Here is a 24088-nt window from a genome sequence, read left to right as displayed (position 1 = left end):
GGCCGAGCGCACGAGACTTCCGGGCGAAAGATTCACCTCAACGCATGACGAACACTCAAGGAGGAGTCACACCATGACCGTGAGAACACCCAAGAGGGCCGCGATCGCGGCCGTAGGGCTGGGAGCGGTGCTATTCGCCGCCCTGGTCCCTGCGGCGCACGCCGCGGACCTGGAGCTCGTCCCAGACGGCGGCTTCGAATCAGGCAGCCTCGACGGCTGGTCCGCTCAGAACGGCGGCGCGCTGCAGATCAGCAACGACGCCCGCACGGGCGACCAGTCGATGGAGGTGAACAACCGCACCGGCACGCAGTCGGGACCGTACTTCGACATGTCCGGCGTCGCCGAGGCTGGCGTCGAGTACACGGTCTCCCTGTGGCTCAAGTGGAACTCTGCGGAGGCCACCGTCACTGAGAAGACCTTCAACCTGACCACCTGGGCTGGCGGCTTCGCGTTCGACGACCGCTTCTCGGTCACGGCGACCGAGGGTGAGTGGACCGAGCTCGCGGGCACCTTCACGCTCACCGAGGACCAGGTGACCGAGAGCACCTCGATCTTCATCGAGACGCCGTTCGTCGGTTCCCCTGGCCCCAACGACCTCATGGGCTATGTGGTCGACGACGTCTCCGTCCTTGCGCCCATTGCAGAAGACGACAACCTCATCGTCAACGGCGGCTTCGAGGACGGCATCGAGCCGTGGTACGGCGACGGCAACGGCGTCTCCACGGTCACGCTGACCGGTCCCGAAGATGCGCGCACGGGCGATGCCGCGGTGCTCGTCAGCGAGCGTCAGGGCACCTTCGCGGGTGCGACTCAGGACCTCAGCGGCAAGCTCGAGCAGGGACGTTCCTACTACCTGTCCGCGTGGGTGCGCTACGAGGGCGAGGCAGCTCCGGCGACCAAGCGCTTCAACGGGACCGCGCGGTTCGGCGGTGCCAGCAACACCTACTTCGACTTCGCCTCCACCAACAGGAGCGGCAACGGAGTCGCGGCCAAGGGTGAGTGGACGGAGATCACGGGAACGCTCAACGTGGCGGCAGACGCCAACGTCGACGACGTGATCCTCTTCTTCGAGACTCCGTACGTGGCCGAAGGCGACCCCGATGCGGATCTGATGGACTTCTTCGTGGACGACGTGGTGATGACCCAGCTCCCCGTGGTCGAGCCCCCGGCCGCGGACGACGTCACCATCCCGATCGTCGGCAAGAACATCGGCGAGAACAACCCGCTGATCTCTCACCGCTTCGGTGCCGACGGCAACGCGTTCGTCTACGACGGTCGTGTGTACATCTACATGACCAACGACACGCAGGAGTGGGACCCGAGCCTGGAGTCCGACACCAACACCTACGCCCGCATCAACCAGATCGTCGTGATCTCCTCGGATGACATGGTCAACTGGGTGGACCACGGCGCCATTGACGTGGCAGGTCCGGAGGGCGCGGCCACATGGGCGACCAACTCCTGGGCTCCGGCCTTCGCGACCAAGGAGATCGACGGAGAACAGAAGTTCTTCCTCTACTTCTCCAACAACGGCTCGAGCGTCGGCGTCCTCGAGGGCCCGACCCCGACCGGCCCGTTCACGGACCCGATCGGCGGCACGCTGGCCGACCGGAACTCGCCTGGAGTTCCCACCGAGTACTCGGGCTGGTACTTCGACCCGGGCGTCTACGTCGACGACGAGGGCAACGGCTACATGTACTTCGGTGGCGGCGACCCGAACCCGTCCTCTGCAGTCGAGGACCCGGTCAACAACCCCATGACCACGTACGCGGTGCGGTTGGGCGACGACATGATCTCGCTCGACGGTGACGTTGAGGTGGTCGATGCGCCGAACGTCTTCGAGGCGGCACACGTCTTCGAGCGCGAGGGCAAGTACTACTACTCCTACTCGGCTGACTTCACGAGTCAGGGTCGCGACCCAAGCGGCCCGCCGACGGGATCCATCGGCTACATGATGGCCGACGACCCGATGGGCCCGTGGACACCCGACAACTACGTCGGGCCTGCGTTCCTCAACCAGGCGACGTTCTTCGGGAGCGGCAACGGCGGCAACAACCACCAGTCGTTCTTCGAGCTCGACGGGGAGTACTACTTCACGTACCACGTGCCGAGCGTCAACACCCGGATGAATAACCAGGTGGGAACCAACATCACCGGTTACCGCAGCCCGCACATGCAGAAGGTCGAGTTCAACGAGGACGGCACCATCGTCCCGATCGTGGGCGACTACGAGGGCGTGGCTCAGCTGAAGAACCTTGACCCGTACCGCACGATCGAGGCCGAGACCATCGGCTGGCAGTCGGGTGTGCTCACCAGGCACGTCGAGCGGGGCTCGGTCGAGTTCGGCACGCAGGAGGCCAACAACGTCCTCACCGCACTGCACGATGGCGACTGGACCGCACTGTCCTCGGTCGACTTCGGCGCCTACGACGAGGTCGAGTTCACGGCGCTGGCGAGCCCGATGGCCGAAGGCGCAGCGATCGAGGTTCGCGCTGGCGGGCCGGACGGTGCGCTTGTGGGAACTGTTGACCTCGACGGCACGATGGAGGAGTTCGGCGAGCACACGACCACGCTTTCGGGTGTGGCCGGTGTTCACGACCTGTTCTTCGTGTTCACCGGGCCCGAGGACGTCGACCTCGCGGAGGTCGACACCTGGGCCTTCGCGGCCAACGGCGAAGAGCCTGCGCCGTCCTTCGTGGACGTCGACGAGACCTTGGAGCACTTCGAGTCGATCATGTGGCTCGCGGACCAGGGCATCACGAATGGGTGGGTCACGGAGGACGGTACGGAGTTCCGTCCCTTCGCGAACATCACGCGTGATGCGATGGCGGCGTTCCTGTACCGGTACGCGGGTTCGCCGGACGTCACGCTCCCCGCGCAGTCTCCGTTCGTGGACATCACGCCCACGAACACGGAGTTCTACAAGGAGATCGTGTGGCTGGCTCAGGAGGGCATCTCCACTGGGTGGACGGTGAACACGGGTGGTGAGACTGGCACGGAGCAGGAGTTCCGTCCGTTCGAGCCGATCACTCGTGACGCGATTGCGGCGTTCCTGTACCGCTTCGCGGGAGAGCCCGAGTGGACCGACCCGGTCGAGTCTCCGTTCTCTGACATCACCTCGGGGAACACGGAGTTCTACACCGAGATCACGTGGCTGGAGTCCACGGGTGTCACCGAGGGATGGGTGGACGGCGGCGTTGCCGAGTTCCGTCCGTTCAACGAGACCACTCGTGACGCGTTCGCCGCGTTCCTCAACCGCTACGACACCAACGTGGCCGGCTAGGCCACCACAGTGAGTCGGGCCCCGGTCCTCCTCTCGAGGAGAGCCGGGGCCCGACTGCTTGGCGGAGCACTCGCTGCGAGTGACTGCGCCGCCGCTGCTCAGCCCTGAAGCACCACCACAGACTTTTCTGCGCGACGAGGCGCCCCGTCCCGGGTGACGCTCAGCCGCCGCTACCGGGAGGAAACCCATGCGCATCCCCACCCTGATGCAGAGCACCGCAGTGCTCGCCGCCTCGGCCACTCTGCTCGGCGCGGGGACGTCGCCAGCCACGTCTGCTGAGGCCGAACCCGAGCTCCCGCCCCTGTCGGAGGCCATGAACATTCCGTTCGGCTTCGCGATCGACCAGCGCGAGACGACGGGCGCCGCGGCATCCTTGATGCGGACTCATGCCACGCAGTTCACGCCTGAAAACCATATGAAGCCCTACGCCTGGTACTCCGGAGTGGACCGGTTCTCGCCGTCTCCGACCATCGACACGCTGATGACGTTCGCACTCGACAGCGACCTCGACGTGCACGGACACACGCTGGCCTGGCACTCCCAGTCACCGGACTGGTTCTTCGACGCGGCGGACGGCTCACCGCTGCCCTCGGATCAGGGCGGTCAGGACATCCTGCGTCAGCGGCTCGAGACCCACATCTTCGACGTCGCCGAGCACCTGAGCTCCGAGTACGGGCTCTTCGGCGCCGAGAACCCCATCGTCTCCTTCGACGTCGTCAACGAGGTCGTGAGCAACGACCCCGGCACCCCTGGCGGGCTGCGAGAGTCCGAGTGGTTCCGGGTGCTCGGCGAGGACTTCATCGACCTCGCGTTCCAGTACGCGGACGAGGCCTTCAACGAGACCTACGCAGCGCCCGGATCGGACCGCCCGGTCGCCCTCTACATCAACGACTACTCGACGGAGTGGCCGGACAAGCGGGCGCGCTATCACGCGCTGGTGGAGCGGCTGCTCGAGCGCGACGTGCCCCTCGACGTGGTGGGTCACCAGTTCCACGTCCACTCGTCCGTGTCGGTGCAGCAGTTGGACGACACCCTCAGCGACTTCGAGGACCTCGGCGTCCAGCAGGCCGTCACCGAGTTCGACCGTCCCACGGGCACGCCCGTGACCGACGAGCGGCTCGAGGACCAGGCCAACTTCTACCGCGACGCCTTCCAGGTCTTCGCGGACACGCCTTCGGTGATCGCGATCACGGTGTGGGGCCTGACGGACGACCGCAGCTGGCTCGCCGCCGATGGCGCTCCGCTCCTGTTCGACCAGAGCTTCGCACCCAAGCCGGCGGCCTTCGCCGTGGCATCGGTGGAGCGACCAGCGACCCTCGAGTCGATCGCGGTGACGCAGTTGCCGACCACGACCGAGTACACGGTCGGTGACGAATTGGACCTGGATGGTTTGGAGGTCACGTCGACGTGGACCGACTCCGCTACCCAGGTGCTGACCAGTGACGAGTTCACGGTGTCGGGATTCGACTCGTCGGCGGCCGGCGACGTGACGCTGACGGTGACGCTGGATGCGGATGCGTCCATCGCGACGTCGTTCGAGGTGACGGTGTCCGAGGCTCCTGCGCCGGTCGAGTTCACCGACGTCGACGATTCCCTCCAGCACTTCGAGGCGATCACGTGGATTGCGGGCGAGGGGATCAGCACTGGCTGGGAGACCGGCGCGGGGCAGGAGTTCCGTCCGTTCCACTCGATCACGCGTGATGCGATGGCGGCGTTCTTTTACCGCTACGCCGGTTCGCCGGACGTCACGCTCCCTGCGCAGTCTCCGTTCGCGGACATCACGCCCACCAATACCGAGTTCTACGAGGAGATCGTGTGGTTGGCGGACCAGGGGATCTCCACGGGGTGGCCCGTTGCCGGCGGCGGGCGTGAGTTCCGTCCCTTTGAGCCGATCACTCGTGACGCGATGGCGGCGTTCCTGTATCGACTCGATGGGGAGCCCGAGTGGTCGGATCCGGTGGTGTCTCCGTTCACCGACATCACGTCGGGGAACACGGAGTTCTACACCGAGATCACGTGGCTGGAGTCCACGGGCGTCACGGAGGGCTGGCCCGTGAGCGGCGGCTTCGAGTTCCGCCCGTTCCACGAGACCACCCGCGACGCGATGGCCGCCTTCCTCTACCGATTCGACGGCGTCGCCCGCTAGGCGCGGAGCGAGCGGGCGCGCCCAAGCCTGCCCGCGCATCGGCCGATGCGCGGGCGGGGTCGGTGCGCGACTACCCTTGGGCGCATGGCTGGAAACTCAAAGCGCCGCGGCGCGACCCGCAACTCAGGCTCCAAGAAGGGCGCCACCGTCGGCACCGGGGGCAAGGGTCGCCGGGCCCTCGAGGGCAAGGGTCCGACCCCACGCGCCGAGGAACGCCCCAACCACAAGGCGTACAAGTTCAAGAAGAAGGCCGAGTCGGAGGCCGCGAAGCGTCCTCAGCAGCGCACCGGCAGGATCACCCCTCGCGACCGGACGTCGAGCTCGCACGAGCTCGTGATCGGCCGCAACAGCGTGCTCGAGGCGCTGCGCACCAAGCTGCCCGCACTGGCGCTGTCGGTCTTCAACCGCATCGACGCCGACGACCGCATCACTGAGATCGTGTCGCTCGCGGTGGAGGCGGGCATCGAGGTCCGCGAGGTCACCAAGGCGAACCTCGACGGGCTCGCCGGCGGCAGCCCGCATCAGGGCGTCGCGCTGGAGGTGCCGCCGTACGACTACGCCGCCCCCGAGGACCTGCTCGAGATCGACGGTCAGGCGCGCATCATCGCGCTCGACGGGATCCAGGACCCCCGCAACCTGGGAGCGATCATGCGATCCGCGGCCGCCTTCGGCGCGACCGGCGTGGTCATCCCCGAGCGCCGCGCCGCCGGCGTGACGGTCGCGGCGTGGAAGGTCTCCGCGGGCGCCGCCGCCCGCCTGCCCGTGGCCCGCGCCACCAACCTCACGCGCGCCCTCGAGGCGTACAAGTCGGCCGGGGTCTTCGTCATCGGCCTGGACGGCGGGGGAGAGGTCGACATCGCCGATTCCCACCTGCTCGACGGGCCGTTGGTGATCGTGGTCGGGTCCGAGGGTTCGGGGCTGTCGCGCCTGGTGCGCGAGGCCTGCGACCAGATCGCCTCGATCCCGATCTCGAGCGACACCGAGAGCCTCAACGCCTCCGTAGCGGCGTCGATCGCCCTCTACGAGGCGCGCAAGGCAGTGAGCTGACCCTGCCGTCGGTGCGGTGACCGGCAGCGACGTCAGTCGGCGCGGTCAGTCGGCGCTCGGCGCGGATGGCGCCGAGTGCTCGGTGGGGGCCGTCGGTGCGGTCTCCGGCAGCAGCGAGCGCCGCTGGACCACCGGCGGTTCGGGGTCCTCGGGCTCGGGCACGCTGCCCCATCCGTGAGTGTTGTCGTTGGCGTACGGGTCCGGCAGTTCGAACGTGTCGCCGTGCTGCTCGGTGAGGGCGGGCAGCTCGGCCGTCATCTCCGCGATCGAGCGGCCCAGGACGGCCTTCTCGTCCGCCTTCTTGGGCAGCACGTGCTTGACGTATGAGGCGGTCGCCACCGGCATGGGCACGTCGTGGCCCGCGGCCTCGGCCAGATACCAGCGGTGTTCGAGCACCTCGTGGAACACCTGCGCCGGCTCGAGCTTGCCGCGCAGGCCACGCGGGACGGCCCGCACGGTGGGCTCGAACATGCGGGTCAGCCAGTCGTGGGCGGCGTTGGCCTCGTCCATGGTGCGGTTGTCGTTCCACGCGCGGAACTCGTCCATGTCGTTGAGCAGGCGCCTGGCCTGATTCTCCTGGACGTCGAGACCGGTGAGCCGCATCAGCCGGCGCTGGTGGAAGCCCGCGTCCACGACCTTGGGGCGAATCGCGATCGCCGTGCCGTCCTCCGTCTGCTCCATGTCGATCTCGCCCAGGTCGAAGCCCAGGTCGTTCAGCTGCCGCACCCGCTCGGCCACGCGCATGCGCACGTTCGACGTCGCGGTCGACACCTCGGTGAGGGCCGACCACAGCTCGCGGTAGCGCTTCTCAAGCCGCTCGCCGATCTCCAGCGGATCCACGCTCTCGTCGAGATCCTCGGAGCCCTGGAGGTCCAGGAGCTCGCCCGTGATGTTGGTGGTCGCGATCTCGAGGTCGTACGCGCGCTGGCCGTCGGTGAGGCGCGTCTGCAGGTCGCCGGTCTCCGCATCCACGAGGTAGGCGGAGAACTCGGCGGCGTCGCGGCGGAACAGCGCGTTCGACAGCGACACGTCCCCCCAGTAGAAGCCCAACAGATGCAGCCGCACCAGCAGGACCGACAGCGCGCCGACGAGCCGCTTGAGGGTGCGGGGCCGCATGGCGGAGGCGAACAGCGCGCGATACGGCAGCGAGTAGGCGAGGTGCTCGGTGACGAGCGCCGCCGACAGTTCCTCGCCCGTGGGGGTGCGCCTGCCGGTGACGACGGCGATGGGGTGCACGGTCGGGGCATCGAGCCGCTGGAGCTCGCGCAGGATGGAGAACTCCTTGTGGGCGATCTCGGGGTTGGTCTCCTTGATCGCCAGCACGTTGTCGCCGTGGCGGACGAATCTCACCACGTGGCGCGACAGGCCGCGCGGGAGCGCCGCGATGTGCTCCTCTGGCCAGGCGCTCAGCGGAATCTCCCACGGCAGCTCGATCAGGGCGGCATCGGCGGCTCCGGTGATGTGCAACGGCATGCCGTCAGACTAGCGGGCGCAGGTGCGGGCAACAGAAGAGGGGCGGCCCCTTGCGGGACCGCCCCTCTTCCTGATGCTGTTGCCGAGACTATCGGCGGTTCGACTCGATCTTCACTTCCTTGGAGATGCGCTCCCCGGTGGCCGCGGAGAAGATGTGCTGCTCGCCCTCGCGGATCTTCACCCACACGGTGTCGCCCTTCTTGGGCACGTCGCGGGGGTCGATGCGGAGGATCATCTGCGCGTCGCCGGCGTTGAAGTGGACGTCCTGCGCCTCGGGGGCGTCGGACGGAACCTCGCCGTACACGAAGGCGTCGGAGCCGAGCTCCTCGACCACGTCGACGTCGACCGGGATCGAGCCCTCGGTGTGGGGCGCCACGCGGTCGAGCGACTCGGGACGGAAGCCCAGCACCACGTGGTTCTTGTCCTCGGCCTTGAGGTGCGAGAGCGCCTCGCGCTGGAGGGTGACCTCGCCGCGACCGACCTGCGCCTTGTCGCCCTCGACGCGGAAGGTGCCGATGTTCATCGCGGGGGAGCCGATGAAGCCGGCCACGAACACGTTCGCGGGGGCGTCATACATGTCACGCGGGGTGCCGACCTGCTGGAGCACGCCGTCCTTGAGCACCGCGATGCGGTCGCCCATGGTGAGCGCCTCGACCTGGTCGTGCGTCACGTAGACGGTGGTGGTGCCGAGTCGACGCTGGAGGGCGGCGATCTGGGTACGGGTCTGCACGCGGAGCTTGGCGTCGAGGTTCGACAGCGGCTCGTCCATGAGGAACACCTGCGGCTGGCGCACGATCGCGCGTCCCATGGCGACGCGCTGACGCTGACCACCGGAGAGGGCCTTGGGCTTGCGGTCCAGGTACTCGGTGAGGTCCAGGATCTTGGCGGCAGCCTCGACGCGCTGGCGGATCTCCGACTTGTCGATCTTGGCGATCTTGAGCGCGAAGCCCATGTTGTCGGCCACCGTCATGTGCGGGTAGAGCGCATACGACTGGAACACCATCGCGATGTCGCGGTCCTTGGGCTGAACGTGGGTGACCTCGCGGTCTCCCACCCAGATGCTGCCGGCGTCGATGTCCTCGAGTCCTGCGAGCATGCGCAGGGACGTGGACTTTCCGCAACCGGAGGGGCCGACGAGGACGAGGAACTCGCCGTCAGCGATGTCGAGGTCGAGCTGGTCGACCGCGGGCCTTTCGGTGCCGGGGTAGATCCTCGACGCCTTGTCATACGTAACAGTGGCCATGGTGATGGTCCCTTCACTGGCAGGTACGTGCCAGACGATCCGTGGTGAAGAGTGCCGATGTGGTGTCCACAGTGACACTGCCCCCGGCAACGATGCAGGGGGTGGAATCATCTTGCCATAGGGGGCGCTGCCGCGTCACCTAGCGGGCGGTACGTTATGTGCATGGCGGGCGTCAAACGTGACATGGGCGAGGAGATCGGCGGCTACACCGTCGTCGAGACGCTTGGTCAGGGCGGTTCCGGGGCGGTCTACCGGGTGCGGGACGAGGGCGGTGAGACGTACGCCCTCAAGCTCGTGGACGCCCAGCACGACGAGGTGGCGGCGCGCAGGCTCGAGCGCGAGGTGCATGCCCTGCAGTCGCTGCGCCATCCGGCCGTTCCCCGGGTCCTCGACGCCGAGCTGGACGGCGCCGAGACCTTCGTGGTGTTCGAGTACATCCCCGGCGTCAGCATCTGGCAGCACGTCCAGGACCACGGGCCGCTGTCGGGGGAGGCGCTTGCCGACTTCGCGGACCGCACCGCGTCGGCGCTCGAGGCCGTCCACGACGCGGGAGTGGTCCACCGCGACGTGACGCCGTCGAACATCATGGTGGGCCCCGAGGGCCCTGTGCTCATCGACTTCGGCCTGTCTCACCGCGAGCACGACGAACGCCTCACGCGCGACGGCCTGGTCTCGGGCACCGCCGGCTATGTCGCTCCCGAGGTGATCGACGGGGCCGAGCCGGGCCCCATCGCGGACCGCTGGTCCTGGGCGGCCACCGTGGCGTACGCCCTCACCGGCGCGGCCCCGTTCGGTTCCGGCACGGGCGCCATCTCGCGGACGCTCGCGGCCGAGGTCGATCTGCCCGATGCGCCAGGCGCCGGGGCGCTCAGGGCCGCCTTGGGCCGTGACATCGGAGCGCGCCCGAGCCCGCACGAGGTGGTCGCGGCGCTGCGCGGCGCGACGATCGCGCTGCCGGTCTCCGGGGAGCAGATGGCGGCCACGGAGGTGGCGCCGGGCCTGGCCGCGACGTCGGTGATGCCCGCGCACGGGACCTGGAACGAGGCCGGCTCGGACCCCACCGCCGGGCTCACCGTCACGGCGGCGAGTCCCGTAACCAGCGACGAGCTTCGCCGCCGCGACGCGGCCGACCCCTGGGACGCGGCCGATGCGGGCGAGGGCGACGACGCGGACGATCCGGACCGTGAGGACGAGGGCGACGACGAGTTCGCGCACGACGACGCCGCGCTCCCGCCCGCGCCGCGCCATCCGCTGATGACGCTCACGTGGATGCTCGCGATCGCCGCATCGGCCGCGCTCGCCCCGCTGGTGGCGGCCGCGGCGCTGGTGGCGGCCGCAGTGATCGCCAGGACGGTGCAGCGGCGCGCGGTCGGCCTGCACCTGGCTCGCCAGCGCCGAGGGGAGCGGCGGGGCGACGCCGCGCTGCACGCCCTCGGCCTGCCGTGGCACCTGCTGCGCTCGATCGGCGAGACCCTGCCGGCGGCGGCGATCGCCATCGCCGCTGGCGGAGGGGTGACCGCGCTGTGCTGGTGGCTGGTGGACGAGGGGCGGGTCGCCACGGGCGACTCGGAGCTCTGGGGCCACGCTGCAGCGCTGGCAGCGGGAGGCCTTGTCGCCGTGGCCGCGCTGTGGTGGGGGCCGTGGATGGAGTTGACCCGGGAGGGCAGCAGGCGCGTCGCCTCCGGCCTCGCCCCCACGCGCGGGGTCGCCGTCGCCTGGACCCTGGTGGGGCTGGCGGCCCTGGGCGTCGTGGTGCTCGCGGTGCTCCTCAACGCTCCCCCTCAGTGGTGGCCCGCACCGCAACTGCTCGTGTAGCAGGCAGGCGGGGAACCGCGCGGCCGTGCGGTACGTTGGCGAAGCGATGTGACCGTGTGCGGACAAGGCTGCGGCGCGCCTACCAACGGAGGGGTTCGATGGCACTCAGAGGACGGTTCGGCACCATCCAGCCGTGGCTCAGTCTGCTCGTCCGGCTCTCGATGGCCGGGATCCTCATCGCCGCCGCGATCCCCAAGATCCAGGACATCCCGAAGTCCATCATCGCCGTGCGCGCCTACCGGCTGCTGCCGGAGGAGGTGGTGCCGTTCGTCGGCACCATGCTGCCGTTCCTCGAACTCGCGCTCGCGGTGGTGTTCCTCCTGGGCGCATTCACGAGGCTCGGCGCGATCGTGTGGCTCCTCATGATGGCCGCGTTCACGTTCGGGGTGATCTGGGCATGGGCCACCGGGCTGACCATCGACTGCGGCTGCTTTGGCGGCGGCGGGGAGGTCGACGCGAGCGAGACCAACTACCCGCTGCACCTGATGGAACGGCTCGGGTTCATCGTCCTCGGCACATTCCTCGCGATCTGGCCCCGGAGCCGGTTCTCGGTGGACGGCGCGCTGGCGCCGGAGCCCGCGACCGAACCCGAGCCCCAGCCAGCCCACTAGAGTTCTGACGAAAACCAGAGACCAGAAAGTAGACCGATGGCCAAGAACAAGGCGACCACCTCGAACGACAAGGCCTCCGCGGCCAAGAAGAAGGCACAGCAGCAGGTCAAGGCGCAAGAGCGCCGCACCGCGCTGTACATCACCATCGGCGCAGCGCTGGTGGTGCTGATCTTCGGCGGCATCGTGTGGTTTATCGTGCAGCAGTCCTCGGTGCCGTCACTGGACTCGGGAGAGGCTGTGGCGCCGCTCGGGGCAGACGAGACGGGCGGGATCTTTGTCGGCATGGACGGCGTCGCGGGTGGCGAGGCCCCGGACGATGCCCCACGCGTCGACGTCTATGCGGACTTCATGTGCCCCGTGTGCGCGCAGTTCGAGGAGGTCAACGAGGACGACATCGACGCGATGCGCGAGGCCGGCGACATCGAGCTGTACCTGCACCCGATCTCGATCCTGGACCGTGCGTCGCAGGGCACTAACTTCTCGACCCGCTCCGCCAACGCGGCGGCGACCGTCGCGGACGCCGCACCCGAGTACATCGTGCCGTTCATGAGCGCGATGTTCGCGAGCCAGCCCTCGGAGGGCACCGGGGGCCTGACCGACGAGCAGATCGAGCAGATCGCCATCGACGCCGGCGTTCCGGAGGACGTGGCCGCCACCCTCGATGAGGGCAGGTTCACCAAGTGGGTCGTGGCCGCCACCGACCAGTCGTCGCAGGACGGCGTGCCGGGCACCCCGGCGATCATGATCGACCGCGAGATGCTGCAGCAGCAGGAGGTCCCGTACTTCCAGCCCGGAGCACTGAGGGCGCACATCGAAGGCCTCTAGGCCTCACCTGCTACGAGGGCCCCGTCGGCGACGCCGACGGGGCCCTCGTGCGTCCGGCGCACGGCGGCGCACCGGTATCCTGCTGGGACGGCGCGCTCGCGCGCCTCACCGCTGGCATGGCGCAATTGGTAGCGCACCTGTCTTGTAAACAGGGGGTTGCGGGTTCGAGTCCCGCTGCCAGCTCCATTCTCTTTCTATCCGCGCCCGCCGCGCCGCAACCAATTGCCGACATTATCTGCCGACATTATCTGAACTGCGCCCCGCGCCGAGTGTGAAGATCATCACACTGGCCTCGTCGGCTGCAGAATTCCTCACTAAGTTTCCCGTTAATGCCGATGTATGGCAGGTATCACACTCCGCGTGTGGCGCCGGACCGGGATCCGGGAGGGCGCCATTCACGGGGCCTTGGTGAGCAATACCGGACAAGAGTGCAGGCAGTACAGCAGGGCATGGCGCTCGCCGCGAGAGTGCGGAAACTCTCGTGGCGGGTGTGGACATCACCGTTGATGACATGACGAGAACGCTGTGACATCCGTCACGACACACTTTCCATGCAATTCGGTGATGAAAGAAGACGCTGGGGGGTGCCCCGGGGGAATCCACCCCCGGGGCGGCCAGCATCACTGACAGAGGGGCAATGGAAATGGCAGAGAAGAAGCACAACAAGCGCAAATTCGCAGCGCTGGCGCTCGCGCTGGTGGGCGTGGCGGGGCTGTCGGTCGCGTCGGCCGCGACGCTCAACGTCGAGGCCTCCAACGAGGTCGCGATCGGCACGGAGACCTTCGCGGCGTGCGACACCGCCGTCGCGGTCGACTACACGTATGACACGGACGACTTCACCATCAAGGACGTCACCGTCGACGGGATCTCGGACACGTGCGATGGCGAGGGCATTCGAGTCGTGATCGAGGAGTTCGGCGCGGCCGAGGGGGATGCGCCGCTCGCGGTGGTGACCGGTCAGCTCGACGCCTCCGGAAGCTTCACCAAGGCCGTGACGGAGTCCATCGACATCGCCACCGACCTTGGCCTTGTGACGGTCGTCATCGGCTAGCAGGACGATTCAACGGACGGGCTCCGATGGCAGCCACTCTCGATGCCGGTACCGGCTCGCAGCGCGCGAGCCGGTACTGGCGCGTGGTGCGGCAGGGTCTCGCCTGGGTGCTGTTCGCCGTCGCCGTCTACTTTCTGTGGCCGTCCTCACTGGGCGGCGGCACGTCGCTCGTCATCGTCTCGGGTGAGTCCATGGAGCCCACGTACTACTCGGGTGACATCGTCGTGGCCCGCTCCGGGGCGCCCCAGGTGGGCGACGTCATCGTCTACGCCCCAGAGGGTCTTGGAGGGGCCCAGGTGGTGCACCGGATCATCGGCGGGGACGGCGAGTCCGGGTGGGAGCTGCAGGGGGACAACAACGATTTCATCGACCCGTTCCGCCCGGCCGAGGCCGAGGTGCGCGGGATCGTGCAGTTTCACGTCGCGAACGCCGGCGCCGTCACCATGAGGATCCTGAACCCGTTGGTGTGGTGCGGAGTGATCCTCGCCGCGACGGTCCTGGCGCTGTGGCCGTCCGATGACGACTCGGACGACGAGCCGGACGACGACGGTGATGAGCCCGAGGACGAGGTGCACGGGGCTGTCCCGGACAACGAGGACCATGCGGCGCCCGTCGCCACAGCCACAGCCACAGCCACCGTTGCGACAGTCGCGGCGAAGACCGCTTCGCGGCTCGGGCGTAAGCGCCTTGGTTTCGCCGCGTTGGCAGGCGGCCTCAGTCTTCTCACGGTTGCGTGCGCCACGCCTGCGAGCGCCGCGCAGCTGACCGTGGTCGCTGGCTCCGAAGTCTTCTCTCATTCGGCGACCGCGTGCGCGCCTGCCCAGGTTGCAGGTGCGCCGGTGATCGACACCACTGGTGCCGACGGGACCTCGGCCGGGGTGTTCTCCCTGGTGGACATGGGCGGAGTTCCGGCCGACTGCCATGGGCTGTACCTCGAGGTCTTCGTGCACGACTCGTCCGGCACGGTCATCGCCTCGGGAGACGGCACGGCATCCGCCGCTGGAACCATCGACGTGGGCAACTATCCGGCGACCTCCGTCGTGACGGTGGTCGCACGGATCGGTGGCTGGATCTTCCCCACCACGTGGACCGCCCCGGCCCCGACCGGCCCTGCTGATCCGGTGGTCGGCTCCTGCGAGGGCTACCTCATGTCGACGGGGGAGATCCCGGCGGCGACCAGCTGCAGCCTCAGCGCCGGCAAGGTGGGGGCGGTGAAGTTCGTGGACCAGCACAACGGCGGCCCCGGCCACTACCGCACCATCCAGATGTCGACGCAGTTCTCGCCCGGCGGCTACATGTCACCGGACGGGTGGCGGCAGTATCAGGACATCACCGAGTGGCGCTTCGCTCTCGATCTCACCGCGCCGCCATACGGCACCGGGCTCGACCTGTCAGGTTCCTACTACCTGTACAACAACGGCAACAACGCGGCGCTGGCCTCGGGCGAGGACTGCTCGGATCCGACGTCGGTCGTGTTCCAGGAGCGCACGGTCGGGAGCAATCCCACCGCCGGCTTCGTGGTCAGCGAGGTCCCGATCGCGTGGATGGCCCCGGACCAGTTCCTGTGCTCGCGACCTTAGGTCGCGCGCGACCCTCGTCCCCAGCGGATCGGTGGGGCGCCCAGGTCCGCGAGCAGCGCATTCACGCGCGAGAAGGGCCGGGACCCGAAGAATCCGCGTGACGCGCTCAGGGGGCTCGGGTGAGGGCTGGCGACCCGCGGCACGTCGCCCAGCAGCGGCGCGAGGTTCTGAGCGTCCCGGCCCCACAGCACCGCCACCAGCGGCGCGGGTCGGGCCGCGAGCACGCGGATGGCATGCTCCGTCACCGCCTCCCAGCCCTTGCCCCGGTGCGAGCCGGGAGCGCCGGGGGAGACCGTCAGGACGCGGTTGAGCAGGAGCACGCCCTGCTCGGCCCAGTGAGTGAGGTCGCCGTCGGGCAGCGTCTCGCCCGTGTCGTCGCGCAGCTCGCGCGCGATGTTCACGAGCGATCGCGGCATGGGGTGGCCGGGTGGGACCGAGAAGCTCAGACCCACCGGGTTTCCCGGCGTGGGGTAAGGGTCCTGGCCCACGATCAGCACGCGCACGGCGGCCAGCGGAGCGTGGAAGGCGCGGAGCACAGCTTCCGATTCCGGCAGGTAGCCCCGGCCGGCGGCGATCTCCTCGCGCAGGAAGCGGCCGATGCGCGCCAGCTCCGGCGCGACCGGGTCCAGGGCGTCGGCCCAGTCGCTCGCCACCTGGGTTCGCCACGCCTCCGACATGTGCGCCACACTAGCCGCGCGCCGTCCCGCGCCCACCCCCGACCGTCAACTGCGAACCACTTTTCGTGGCGACACCCCGAGGCGGCGGGCCGATGCGGTGGCTGGCTCGGGGTGTCGGCCCCCGGAGTGGTTCGTACTTAAGGGGGATGAGGCGGGTGGGTCCGGTGGGTGCGGTCCGTCAGTGCGGAGAGAAGACGGCCGATGCGGGCGAATGACATCTCTGTAGTTCGCCGGTAGTCTGGGGCGCACCAGTCAAGGCAAGAGGAGGGTGCTCATGAGCGAGACCGCACGAGTCGAGCACCCGACCGCCGTCGACGAGCTGTCCGAGCGCGACGCCGGCATCCTCCGATTCGAGCGCAAGTGGTGGAAGTTCGCGGGAGCGAAAGAAGACGCGATCCGCGAGCAGTTTTCCATGACGAGCACACAGTATTACCAGGTGCTCGGCGCGCTCATCGACACCGAGGCCGCCCTCGCGTTCGACCCGATGCTGGTCAAGCGACTGCGCCGCATGCGATCCGCACGTCAGCGAGGACGCGCCACGCGCTCGTTCGATGCTGCGGCGCTTCGCTAGAGTGACCCGCGTGTCCCAGCACTACGAGCCAGACGAATTCGACGAGATCGCCGCCCAGGGCGGCCCCGTCGGCGTGCACCGTGCCCCCCGCCCATGGTGGAGCCGGGTGCTCCCACCGCTGCTGGCGTTCCTGATCGCGGGCGCCATCGCCTTCGCGATCGCCACGGTGCTGTGGAACCGCGACGTCGCGGGACCGGCCGAGCCCACCGCTGAGCCCACCATCACGGTGACCCCCTCCAGCGAGCCGTCCGTCACCGCGAGCCCGGTGCCGACCGCGACCTCTCAGGAGCCCGTCCCGTCGCCCACCCCGACGCCGACGGAGACGGAGGAGCCCGAGCCCGTCATCCTCTACGACTCGCAGGTGCACGTGCGCAACGGCGCCCGCATCCAGGGCCTCGCGGGCGAGCAGCAGGAGACCCTCGCGGACGCCGGCTACACGAATATCGAGGCGAACAACATCGACCCCTCGCTGATCCCCGACGGGGCCAACGTCGTGGCCTACGACGGCGACCGCCTCGCCGACACGGCGCAGGACATCGCCGACACGCTCGGGATCGAGGCCGTCGACGGCAGCGGGACCCCCGGCGGTGCCGAGATCGAAGTGCTGCTCGCGTCCGAGCCCGACGCCTGACCCGGGTCCCGGGCTCGCCCCCGCGCCCCCGGTGCCGTGAGGCGCCGGCCGGCCCGCGCATCGGCGCTGTGCTCTGGGTGAAAAGAGAGTGACACGGTTTGCACTCGGAGGGGGAGAGTGCCAGAATCGGCGTTAGCACTCTCAATGCGAGAGTGCTAAAAACACCGGCTTCCGGGTCGAGGTGCAGGTTCGTGGCGTGAAGGGAACGCCCCGGGCCGCATCGTCCGTCGCGGGCGATTCGGAGCCACCACCCATCGAAAGAGGACTACACACCCATGGCAAAGATGATTGCCTTCGATGAGGACGCCCGCCGCGGCATGGAGCGGGGCATGAATGCCCTCGCCGATGCTGTGAAGGTCACCCTCGGCCCCAAGGGCCGCAACGTCGTGCTCGAGAAGAAGTGGGGCGCACCCACTATCACCAACGATGGCGTATCTATCGCCAAGGAGATTGAGCTCGAGGAGCCGTTCGAGAAGATCGGCGCCGAGCTCGTCAAGGAAGTTGCCAAGAAGACGGATGACGTCGCTGGCGACGGCACCACCACCGCAACCGTGCTCGCTCAGGCGCTCGTGCGCGAGGGCCTGCGCAACGTCTCGGCCGGTGCCAACCCGATCGCTCTCAAGAAGGGCATCGAGAAGGCCGTCGCGGCCGTCACCGAAGAGCTCCTCGACTCCGCAGTGGAGATCGAGACCAAGGAGCAGATCGCTGCCACCGCCGGCATCTCCGCCGGTGACCCCGCCATCGGCGAGCTCATCGCCGAGGCGATGGACAAGGTCGGCAAGGAAGGCGTCATCACCGTCGAGGAGGCGTACCAGTTCGGACTCGAACTGGAGCTGACCGAGGGCATGCGCTTCGACAAGGGCTACCTGAACCCGTACTTCGTCACCGACGGAGAGCGCCAGGAGGCCGTGCTCGAGGACTCCTACGTCCTGCTCGTCGAGTCGAAGATCTCGTCGCTCAAGGACCTGCTGCCCATCCTCGAGAAGACGATGCAGGCGGGCAAGCCGCTGACCATCGTCGCCGAGGACGTGGACGGCGAGGCCCTCGCGGCGCTCGTGGTCAACAAGCTGCGCGGCAACCTCAAGGTCGTCGCCGTCAAGGCTCCCGGCTTTGGCGACCGCCGCAAGGCGATGCTGCAGGACATGGCCGTCCTCACCGGCGGCCAGGTCATCTCCGAGTCGGTCGGCCTCTCGCTCGAGAGCGCCGGTCTGGAGATGCTCGGCCAGGCACGCAAGGTCGTCGTCACGAAGGACGACACGACCATGGTCGACGGCGCTGGCGCCGAGGACCAGGTGCAGGGTCGCGTCAACCAGATCCGTGCCGAGATCGAGAACTCGGACTCGGACTACGACCGCGAGAAGCTCCAGGAGCGCCTCGCCAAGCTCGCCGGCGGCGTCGCCGTCATCAAGGCGGGCGCGGCCACCGAGGTCGAGCTCAAGGAGCGCAAGCACCGCATCGAGGACGCCGTGCGCAACGCCAAGGCTGCCGTCGAAGAGGGCATCGTCGCCGGTGGTGGCGTCGCCCTCATCCAGGCCGGCACCAAGGCACTGGCGGCACTGTCGCTCGAGGGTGACGAGGCCACTGGCGCTCGCATCGTCGAGCTCGCGATCACCGCGCCGCTGCGCCAGATCGCCGTCAACGCCGGCATGGAAGGTGGCGTCGTCGTCGAGAAGGTCAAGGGACTCCCCGTCGGACACGGCCTCAACGCCGCGACCGGCGTCTACGAGGACCTGCTGGCCGCCGGCGTCAACGACCCGGTCAAGGTCACCCGCTCCGCGCTGCAGAACGCCGCGTCGATCGCGGGCCTGTTCCTGACGACCGAGGTGGTTGTCGCGGACAAGCCCGAGCCCGAGCCGGCCATGCCGGCCGGCGGCGGTGGCGACATGGGCGGCATGGGCTTCTAAGCCCCTTCGCACCTGCCGTACCCGAAGGCCCCAGGGAGAGATCCCTGGGGCCTTCGTGCGTCCGGGGCAGTTTCAGGCGGCCGATGCGCGGGCTGGGTCGGTCGGCCCGGCGGCCGATACGCGGGCGGGGTCGGGTTCGCGTCGCCTCGGTGGCCCCGCGGTGTCAGCCGCGCCCGTGGCGCGCGGCAGACGTCACCCGCAGGCCCGAGGCGCGCAGGCGACGGATCAGTTCGCGCGAGTCCACGAGCACGGCGCCCTGCTCGGCCAGGCGCGGGTACATCTCGGCAGGCACGTCGATGTGGTCGCGATCGAACGCCCGCTCCGGGACGCCCGCACGGCGTGCGAACTCGAGCAGCTCCTCGACGGACGTGTCGGACACGAGGTGGCCCCACACTCTGCCGTGCCGTGGCCACAGTGGGGGATCGAGGTAGATGGTCACCGGGCGAGCGTACGCCCGCGACACGCAGCTATCGGGGCGCGAACAGCCGCGCGGCGGTGTCCTCTGCCTGCTGGTACTGCTCGGCAGCCTGGGACAGGGCCACGGTGAGCGCGTCGAGCGCCTGCTCCACCTGCACCTGGGCGCCGCGCCACTGCTCGAGCACGCCGGTGAACGCCGTCGCGGCGCCGCCCTGCCACGAGCCTTCGAGCGCCGTCAGGTGGCCCATCATCGTGGCCACCTCCGCGCGAATGGTCTCGGCCGTGCCGGAGGCGCGGGCCGAGGCCGTCGCCACCTCTTCAGCGTCGACGTGATATCGGGTCATGGGTTCTCCTCCTGCCGTCATGGCGCGACGGCGGTCGCGCCTGACATCGACGCTAGGCAGGACGCGTCCGACCGGCGAGTCGGAGCCGCGGAACCTGTGGATAGAGGGCGGACCTGCCGCCCTTGCTACGCCTTCGCTCCGGTCCCGGCGAGCTCGCGCTCGATGCGGGTGAGCTCCGCGTTCAGGTTCTCCCTCGCCTGACGCTCCCAGCCGCGTCCCAGCGGGCTGGTGTACAGCGGGTTGCGCGCGAGCAGACGACCGACGATGGCCCGCCGCGCCTCGAGGTAGTCGTGAGAGGGGATGTGGGCGTACTCCTCGCGCACCTTGGTCAGGTACGACCGGTAGCGCTGAGGGTCGGAGGCGAGGATCGCGAGGTCCGCGTCGGAGAGTACGGCGCTGTCGCCGCCGTCGGCCGGGGCCGAGTGGCGCGCCAGACCCGCGACCATGGTGGACACCGTCTCGACCGCTGCCTCGGGGACGCCGAGTCCCGTCAGCTCCTCGCGCGCCACTTCGGCGCTCGCGGCCTCGTCCTCCCCGCCGCGCTTCGCGTAGGCGGCGGATTCGGCGGCGTCGAACACGGCCCCGTGGTACCAGGCCGCCAGCCTGACGGCGTTCGCGTTGTGGGTCTCCTGCTGGAGCTCATCCACGTGCTGCAGCAGGTCGATGAGGTGGGACACCCCGTGATAGGTACGCTCGGGCTCGCTCCATCGGCCCAGCAGCCGCCGTGCGGCCTCGTGCACCTGCTCGGGGGGCGCGGTGCCGCCGACGGCGTCGATCGCGCGCGCGAACGACCCGATGAGCCAGGACGGGAAATCAGACGTAGACATGTGCACCTCAGTTGCCATCGACGTGCGTGAACGTCTCAGTCTGGCCCCGTGCGGCGCTGGCCGCAACGAGCGGGCCTGGCGCGTCCGCACCAAGCCGCCCCCCGCATCGGCCGTGCAGCGTCCCATGGGTAGACTGGTGAGGCGCCGAATACGCGGCGCCTGAGCAATACGCGAGGTTGATGTGCCCACCGGCAAAGTGAAGTGGTTCGACACCGACAAGGGGTTCGGCTTCATCGCGAGCGACGACGGCGACGAGGTCTTCCTGCACGCATCTGCGCTGCCCGCCGGAGTCACGGCTCCCCGTCCCGGCTCGCGCGTGGACTACTCCGTCGCCGACGGCAAGCGCGGGCCCTCCGCCATGACGGTCACGATTCTCGAATCCGCGCCCACGGTGTCGCAGGGCATGCGCAAGAGCCCCGACGACATGACGGTCATCGTGGAGGACCTCATCAGGATGCTTGACGGCGTGTCGACCTCTCTGCGCAAGGGTCGCTACCCCGACCAGGCCAAGGGGACGAAGGTGGCAGCCGTGCTGCGCGCCGTCGCCGACCAGCTGGAGGCTTGAGCCGACTGATGGATGCAGTACTCGAGAAAGCCGTAGACCTCGCCCACGAGGCCGCCATCGAGGCCGCTGGCGACCGCGAGGCGGTCGGTCCGCACCTGTCGGTCACCAAGGACGCCGAACGGCTCCTGACCCACCAGTTCGCGTGCACCCTCCCGGGGTACCGCGGCTGGGTGTGGGCGGTCACCGTGGCGCGGCCCCCGCGCGGTCGCGAGGCCACCGTGTGCGAGGCGCACCTGGTGCCCGCCGACGACGCGCTGCTCGCGCCGTCCTGGATCCCGTGGGCCGACCGCGTGCGGCCGGGCGATCTCGAGCCGACCATGGTGCTGCCGCACATCGTCGAGGATCAGCGGCTCATGCCGGGCCTCGAGGAGCACGGCGAGGACGAAGACGCCCTCGAGATCTGGGAGCTCGGACTGGGACGCGAGCGGGTGCTCGCGCCCGAGGGCCGCGACAGCGCCGCCGAGCGCTGGTACCGCGGTTCGCACGGCCCCACCGCCGCATCGGCCATCGCCTCGGCCGCGCCGTGCTCGACATGCGCCTTCTTCATTCCACTGACCGGCTCGATGCGCCTGGCGTTCGGCGCCTGCGCGAACGAGTGGTCGCCGTCCGACGGTCGCATCGTGGCCGTCGACCACGGCTGCGGGGCGCACTCGCAGACGGACGTCGAGAACCAGAGCTCGCGGTGGCCCGCCCCGGATCCCGTGATCGACACGGACGCGGCCGACCCCGTCAGCCTGGAGGAGCCGGCCAAGTCCGATGACGCCGACGCCCCGGACGCCCCGGACGCCCCCGCGACGGCGGCGGGCACGGATGAGGCGCCTGCGGGCGAGGCCACGGACGCTTCGTCAGACAAGGGTGCCGCCGCTGACAAGGATGCCGCCGCTGACAAGGCCGAGGCCGGGACTGGCGAGGATGCTGGCGCTACGGACGCCGCCGCTACGGACGGCGACCAGGCAACGGACAAGGCCGAGGCCGGGACTGGCGAGGCCGCCGAGGGCGATCAGGGCCGATAGCGGACCCGCACGGCTGGCTGGGAGATCAGGACCGCTGAGGCGGTCCCCCGAACGCGAGTGGCGGTTCGCCGCTCAGCGGTAGTTCGCGGTCGTGTACACCGCGTTGCCGTTGGCGGTGGAGGCCGAGCCGGCGCCCATCGTCGAGTAGCCGGGGTTCATCACGTTGCGGCAGTGGCCGCCCGAGTACATCCACCCGACGTGAGCCTTGTTGAGCGCTGCGCCCACGGACATGCCGCCCGAGGAGCCGCTGACGGCGACGTTCTCGCCGCCGGGGCGGTTCGGGTTGTGCGCAAGGGCCGAGCCGTTGCCGGCCTCGTCGCGCGAAGCCATGGACTGCGACCAGCTCGTCGCTGCGGAGGCGAGGGAGCCGGACCACGACATGGAGCCGAGTCCGATGCGCGCGCGCTCCTTGTTGGCCGCGGTCAGCAGGCCCTTGACCGAGCCTCCGGCGGAGTACGGGGAGGACGGCGCCGCGCAGTAGGCGTCGGGCGACTGCTGTGCGGCCGGCTGCGATGCGGGCGCCGAACCGGAGCCGGAGCCGTTCGAGGAGGAACCTGACGTTCCGGAGCGGGAGGGCGCGGGACCTGTGGTCGAGCCGCCGTTGGCGGCTGCGGCGGGAGCGGGCAGCGGCTCGGGCTCCGGAGCGAAGGAGACGTCGATCTGGGGAATCGCGGCCGCGGCGTCGTCGTCCACCTCGGGGGCGACCACGGCAGCGAGCACATCGCTGCGGGTCTCGACGATCGCGACCTCTTGAACCGCCTCGTCGACGGGAAGCGAAGCGGGCTGGGTGACGGATTCAGGAGCGATCTGAGCTGCGGCGGCACCGCCGGCGGCGGCGATCAGCAGCGGCACTGCGGCGAGCAGGAAGGCTCTCAGCGGACGACGACGGCGATCGCCGGTCCCGAGGACCTCCTGCTGTGCACTCATGTCTCTAATCTCTCCACTATCCAGTCGATGCAAGCCGCAAGCGCCGAGACGTCGTCCGGGTCCACCGCCGGGAACATCCCGACGCGGATCTGGTTTCGTCCGAGCTTGCGGTACGGATCGATATCCACGACCCCCTGGGACCGGAGGATCGACCGCAGCACGGACGAGTCCACCGAAGGAGTCAGGTCGACCGTAGCCACCACGGAAGAGCGAACAGAAGGCTTTGTGACGAAGGTCTCAGCGAACGCGGAGGCGTCCGCCCACTGATAAATGCGGCGTGCAGATTCGGTGGTGCGAGCGAGGGCGAAGTCCATGCCGCCGTTGCCGTTCAGCCACCGCAGCTGCTCGGCGAGCATGACGAGAGTCGCGACGGCCGGGGTGTTCAGCGTCTGGTTCGCGCGCGAGTTCTCGAGCGCCGTCGCCAGGTCCAGCGTCGCGGGGATCCAGCGCCCGGAGGCGGCGATCCGCTCGATCCTCTCGATCGCGGCCGGGGACACCAGCGCGAGCCACAGCCCGCCATCGGAGCCGAAGCTCTTCTGAGGGGCGAAGTAATAGACGTCGGCCTGCGTCGCATCGAAGGCGAGGCCGCCCGCGGCGGAGGTGCCGTCGATCACCGTGAGCGCGCCCTCGGTACCCGGCGGCCGCACGGCGGGGGCCATGGCACCGGTCGACGTCTCGTTGTGCGGCCACGCGTAGAGGTCGATCCCCGCGGTGGGCTCGGGTACCGCGATGTCGCCCGCGGGAGCCTCGATGACCTGCGAGTCCTCGAGGAACGGTGCAGCCGAGGTGGCCTTGGCGAACTTGGCGCCGAACTCGCCGAAGGCGCAGTGCTGCGCGCGGCTCTCGACCAGCGAGAACGTCGCCGCGTCCCAGAACGAGGTGGATCCGCCGTTGCCGAGGATCACCTCGTATCCCTCGGGCAGTGAGTACAGCTCCGCGAGCCCCTCGCGCACCGCGCCCACCAGGTTCTTGACGGGGGCTTGACGGTGAGAGGTGCCGAGGACCTGGGGCTGGGAGTCGACGATGGCCTGGACCTGGGCGTCCCGCACGCGCGAGGGGCCGGAGCCGAACCTCCCGTCGCGGGGCAGCAGTGCGGACGGAATGACGAGTTCTGGCGACATGGGATCAGGGTAGTGGC

General features: G+C 69.2%; 21 protein-coding genes and 1 tRNA gene. 14 read left to right on the top strand and 8 right to left on the bottom strand.

Annotation, left to right across the window (positions count from 1 at the left end):
• Window positions 1–73 precede the first annotated feature (73 nt).
• The 3 genes from ACNI14_RS02120 (at window position 74) to rlmB (ending at window position 6476) form a co-directional block, all read left to right on the top strand.
• Window positions 74–3283 carry a carbohydrate binding domain-containing protein gene (locus ACNI14_RS02120; protein ID WP_420518282.1) on the top strand — a complete coding sequence of 1070 codons (3210 nt, stop codon included), beginning with the start codon at window positions 74–76 and terminating at the stop codon, window positions 3281–3283.
• A gap of 187 nt (window positions 3284–3470) precedes the next feature.
• Window positions 3471–5429, top strand: coding sequence for an endo-1,4-beta-xylanase (locus tag ACNI14_RS02115; protein ID WP_420518281.1), 1959 nt, complete (start codon window positions 3471–3473; stop codon window positions 5427–5429).
• Between the two features lie 84 nt (window positions 5430–5513).
• On the top strand, window positions 5514–6476 hold the full coding sequence (gene rlmB, locus ACNI14_RS02110; RefSeq protein ID WP_420518280.1) for a 23S rRNA (guanosine(2251)-2'-O)-methyltransferase RlmB: 963 nt from the start codon (window positions 5514–5516) through the stop codon (window positions 6474–6476).
• A gap of 45 nt (window positions 6477–6521) precedes the next feature.
• Here the strand turns inward: rlmB and ACNI14_RS02105 are convergent, their stop codons facing one another.
• Both ACNI14_RS02105 and ACNI14_RS02100 read right to left on the bottom strand, forming a co-directional pair.
• Window positions 6522–7949, bottom strand: a complete 1428-nt coding sequence (locus ACNI14_RS02105; protein ID WP_420518279.1) for a DUF4032 domain-containing protein — start codon at window positions 7947–7949, stop codon at window positions 6522–6524.
• Between the two features lie 88 nt (window positions 7950–8037).
• Entirely contained in the window at window positions 8038–9192 is a 1155-nt protein-coding gene (locus tag ACNI14_RS02100; protein WP_420518278.1) for an ABC transporter ATP-binding protein, read from the bottom strand.
• A gap of 162 nt (window positions 9193–9354) precedes the next feature.
• Here ACNI14_RS02100 and ACNI14_RS02095 point away from each other — a divergent pair, with 162 nt between their 5' ends.
• From ACNI14_RS02095 to ACNI14_RS02070, 6 genes are all read left to right on the top strand, one after another.
• On the top strand, window positions 9355–11007 hold the full coding sequence (locus tag ACNI14_RS02095) for a serine/threonine-protein kinase (protein WP_420518277.1): 1653 nt from the start codon (window positions 9355–9357) through the stop codon (window positions 11005–11007).
• Between the two features lie 98 nt (window positions 11008–11105).
• The gene (locus ACNI14_RS02090) at window positions 11106–11618 is read left to right on the top strand and encodes a MauE/DoxX family redox-associated membrane protein (protein WP_420518276.1); all 513 of its coding nucleotides are present in this window, start codon (window positions 11106–11108) and stop codon (window positions 11616–11618) included.
• 36 nt (window positions 11619–11654) lie between these two features.
• The gene (locus ACNI14_RS02085; RefSeq protein WP_420518275.1) at window positions 11655–12443 is read left to right on the top strand and encodes a DsbA family protein; all 789 of its coding nucleotides are present in this window, start codon (window positions 11655–11657) and stop codon (window positions 12441–12443) included.
• A 110-nt stretch (window positions 12444–12553) separates the two neighbouring features.
• Window positions 12554–12629, top strand: a tRNA-Thr gene (locus ACNI14_RS02080).
• A 457-nt stretch (window positions 12630–13086) separates the two neighbouring features.
• A complete protein-coding gene (locus tag ACNI14_RS02075) occupies window positions 13087–13494 on the top strand; it encodes a hypothetical protein (RefSeq protein WP_420518274.1) in 408 nt (135 codons plus the stop codon).
• A 26-nt stretch (window positions 13495–13520) separates the two neighbouring features.
• Entirely contained in the window at window positions 13521–15074 is a 1554-nt protein-coding gene (locus tag ACNI14_RS02070; RefSeq protein ID WP_420518273.1) for a signal peptidase I, read from the top strand.
• On the opposite strand, the gene ACNI14_RS02065 is transcribed toward ACNI14_RS02070, so the two are convergent.
• Window positions 15071–15751, bottom strand: coding sequence for a uracil-DNA glycosylase (locus ACNI14_RS02065; RefSeq protein ID WP_420518272.1), 681 nt, complete (start codon window positions 15749–15751; stop codon window positions 15071–15073). The two genes, ACNI14_RS02070 and ACNI14_RS02065, sit on opposite strands and share 4 nt — an antisense overlap.
• Window positions 15752–16025: 274 nt before the next feature.
• On the opposite strand from ACNI14_RS02065, the gene ACNI14_RS02060 reads away from it, so the two are divergent.
• From ACNI14_RS02060 to groL, 3 genes are all read left to right on the top strand, one after another.
• The gene (locus tag ACNI14_RS02060) at window positions 16026–16322 is read left to right on the top strand and encodes a DUF3263 domain-containing protein (protein WP_420518271.1); all 297 of its coding nucleotides are present in this window, start codon (window positions 16026–16028) and stop codon (window positions 16320–16322) included.
• Window positions 16323–16332: 10 nt separating this feature from the next.
• Window positions 16333–16953 carry a LytR C-terminal domain-containing protein gene (locus ACNI14_RS02055; RefSeq protein WP_420518270.1) on the top strand — a complete coding sequence of 207 codons (621 nt, stop codon included), beginning with the start codon at window positions 16333–16335 and terminating at the stop codon, window positions 16951–16953.
• Window positions 16954–17228: 275 nt separating this feature from the next.
• Window positions 17229–18857 (top strand): chaperonin GroEL, encoded by a 1629-nt coding sequence (gene groL, locus ACNI14_RS02050; protein ID WP_420518269.1) that lies wholly within the window; start codon window positions 17229–17231, stop codon window positions 18855–18857.
• Window positions 18858–19020: 163 nt separating this feature from the next.
• Here groL and ACNI14_RS02045 read toward each other — a convergent pair whose 3' ends face one another.
• The 3 genes from ACNI14_RS02045 to ACNI14_RS02035 form a co-directional block, all read right to left on the bottom strand.
• The gene (locus ACNI14_RS02045; protein ID WP_420518267.1) at window positions 19021–19296 is read right to left on the bottom strand and encodes a DUF4031 domain-containing protein; all 276 of its coding nucleotides are present in this window, start codon (window positions 19294–19296) and stop codon (window positions 19021–19023) included.
• 28 nt (window positions 19297–19324) lie between these two features.
• Window positions 19325–19618 (bottom strand): WXG100 family type VII secretion target, encoded by a 294-nt coding sequence (locus ACNI14_RS02040; RefSeq protein WP_420518266.1) that lies wholly within the window; start codon window positions 19616–19618, stop codon window positions 19325–19327.
• A gap of 125 nt (window positions 19619–19743) precedes the next feature.
• Entirely contained in the window at window positions 19744–20445 is a 702-nt protein-coding gene (locus ACNI14_RS02035; protein ID WP_420518265.1) for an HD domain-containing protein, read from the bottom strand.
• A gap of 181 nt (window positions 20446–20626) precedes the next feature.
• On the opposite strand from ACNI14_RS02035, the gene ACNI14_RS02030 reads away from it, so the two are divergent.
• Window positions 20627–21010: a cold-shock protein gene (locus tag ACNI14_RS02030; RefSeq protein WP_420518264.1), complete on the top strand. Its 384-nt coding sequence runs from the start codon at window positions 20627–20629 to the stop codon at window positions 21008–21010.
• A gap of 8 nt (window positions 21011–21018) precedes the next feature.
• Complete coding sequence (locus ACNI14_RS02025; protein WP_420518263.1) at window positions 21019–22023, top strand: DUF3027 domain-containing protein; 1005 nt, start codon at window positions 21019–21021, stop codon at window positions 22021–22023.
• Between the two features lie 72 nt (window positions 22024–22095).
• On the opposite strand, the gene ACNI14_RS02020 is transcribed toward ACNI14_RS02025, so the two are convergent.
• Entirely contained in the window at window positions 22096–22950 is an 855-nt protein-coding gene (locus ACNI14_RS02020; RefSeq protein ID WP_420518262.1) for a CAP domain-containing protein, read from the bottom strand.
• Window positions 22947–24071: a phosphoserine transaminase gene (gene serC, locus ACNI14_RS02015; protein WP_420518261.1), complete on the bottom strand. Its 1125-nt coding sequence runs from the start codon at window positions 24069–24071 to the stop codon at window positions 22947–22949. The genes ACNI14_RS02020 and serC overlap by 4 nt, the downstream gene beginning before the upstream one ends.
• Window positions 24072–24088: the final 17 nt, after the last annotated feature.

Origin of the sequence: Demequina pilifera, assembly GCF_048814985.1 — a bacterium.
GTDB lineage: Bacteria > Actinomycetota > Actinomycetes > Actinomycetales > Demequinaceae > Demequina.
Note: the sequence above shows the minus strand (reverse complement) of the source record. Positions and strands in the feature narration are given on the sequence as shown.

Excerpts from the sequence above, each read along its gene's own strand:
- ACNI14_RS02120 (WP_420518282.1), top strand. The coding sequence starts at position 74 with ATGACCGTGAGAACACCCAAGAGGGCCGCGATCGCGGCCGTAGGGCTG.
- ACNI14_RS02115 (WP_420518281.1), top strand. The coding sequence starts at position 3,471 with ATGCGCATCCCCACCCTGATGCAGAGCACCGCAGTGCTCGCCGCCTCG.
- rlmB (WP_420518280.1), top strand. The coding sequence starts at position 5,514 with ATGGCTGGAAACTCAAAGCGCCGCGGCGCGACCCGCAACTCAGGCTCC.
- ACNI14_RS02105 (WP_420518279.1), bottom strand. The coding sequence starts at position 7,949 with ATGCCGTTGCACATCACCGGAGCCGCCGATGCCGCCCTGATCGAGCTG.
- ACNI14_RS02100 (WP_420518278.1), bottom strand. The coding sequence starts at position 9,192 with ATGGCCACTGTTACGTATGACAAGGCGTCGAGGATCTACCCCGGCACC.
- ACNI14_RS02095 (WP_420518277.1), top strand. The coding sequence starts at position 9,355 with ATGGCGGGCGTCAAACGTGACATGGGCGAGGAGATCGGCGGCTACACC.
- ACNI14_RS02090 (WP_420518276.1), top strand. The coding sequence starts at position 11,106 with ATGGCACTCAGAGGACGGTTCGGCACCATCCAGCCGTGGCTCAGTCTG.
- ACNI14_RS02085 (WP_420518275.1), top strand. The coding sequence starts at position 11,655 with ATGGCCAAGAACAAGGCGACCACCTCGAACGACAAGGCCTCCGCGGCC.
- ACNI14_RS02075 (WP_420518274.1), top strand. The coding sequence starts at position 13,087 with ATGGCAGAGAAGAAGCACAACAAGCGCAAATTCGCAGCGCTGGCGCTC.
- ACNI14_RS02070 (WP_420518273.1), top strand. The coding sequence starts at position 13,521 with ATGGCAGCCACTCTCGATGCCGGTACCGGCTCGCAGCGCGCGAGCCGG.
- ACNI14_RS02065 (WP_420518272.1), bottom strand. The coding sequence starts at position 15,751 with ATGTCGGAGGCGTGGCGAACCCAGGTGGCGAGCGACTGGGCCGACGCC.
- ACNI14_RS02060 (WP_420518271.1), top strand. The coding sequence starts at position 16,026 with ATGAGCGAGACCGCACGAGTCGAGCACCCGACCGCCGTCGACGAGCTG.
- groL (WP_420518269.1), top strand. The coding sequence starts at position 17,229 with ATGGCAAAGATGATTGCCTTCGATGAGGACGCCCGCCGCGGCATGGAG.
- ACNI14_RS02040 (WP_420518266.1), bottom strand. The coding sequence starts at position 19,618 with ATGACCCGATATCACGTCGACGCTGAAGAGGTGGCGACGGCCTCGGCC.
- ACNI14_RS02035 (WP_420518265.1), bottom strand. The coding sequence starts at position 20,445 with ATGTCTACGTCTGATTTCCCGTCCTGGCTCATCGGGTCGTTCGCGCGC.
- ACNI14_RS02025 (WP_420518263.1), top strand. The coding sequence starts at position 21,019 with ATGGATGCAGTACTCGAGAAAGCCGTAGACCTCGCCCACGAGGCCGCC.
- ACNI14_RS02020 (WP_420518262.1), bottom strand. The coding sequence starts at position 22,950 with ATGAGTGCACAGCAGGAGGTCCTCGGGACCGGCGATCGCCGTCGTCGT.
- serC (WP_420518261.1), bottom strand. The coding sequence starts at position 24,071 with ATGTCGCCAGAACTCGTCATTCCGTCCGCACTGCTGCCCCGCGACGGG.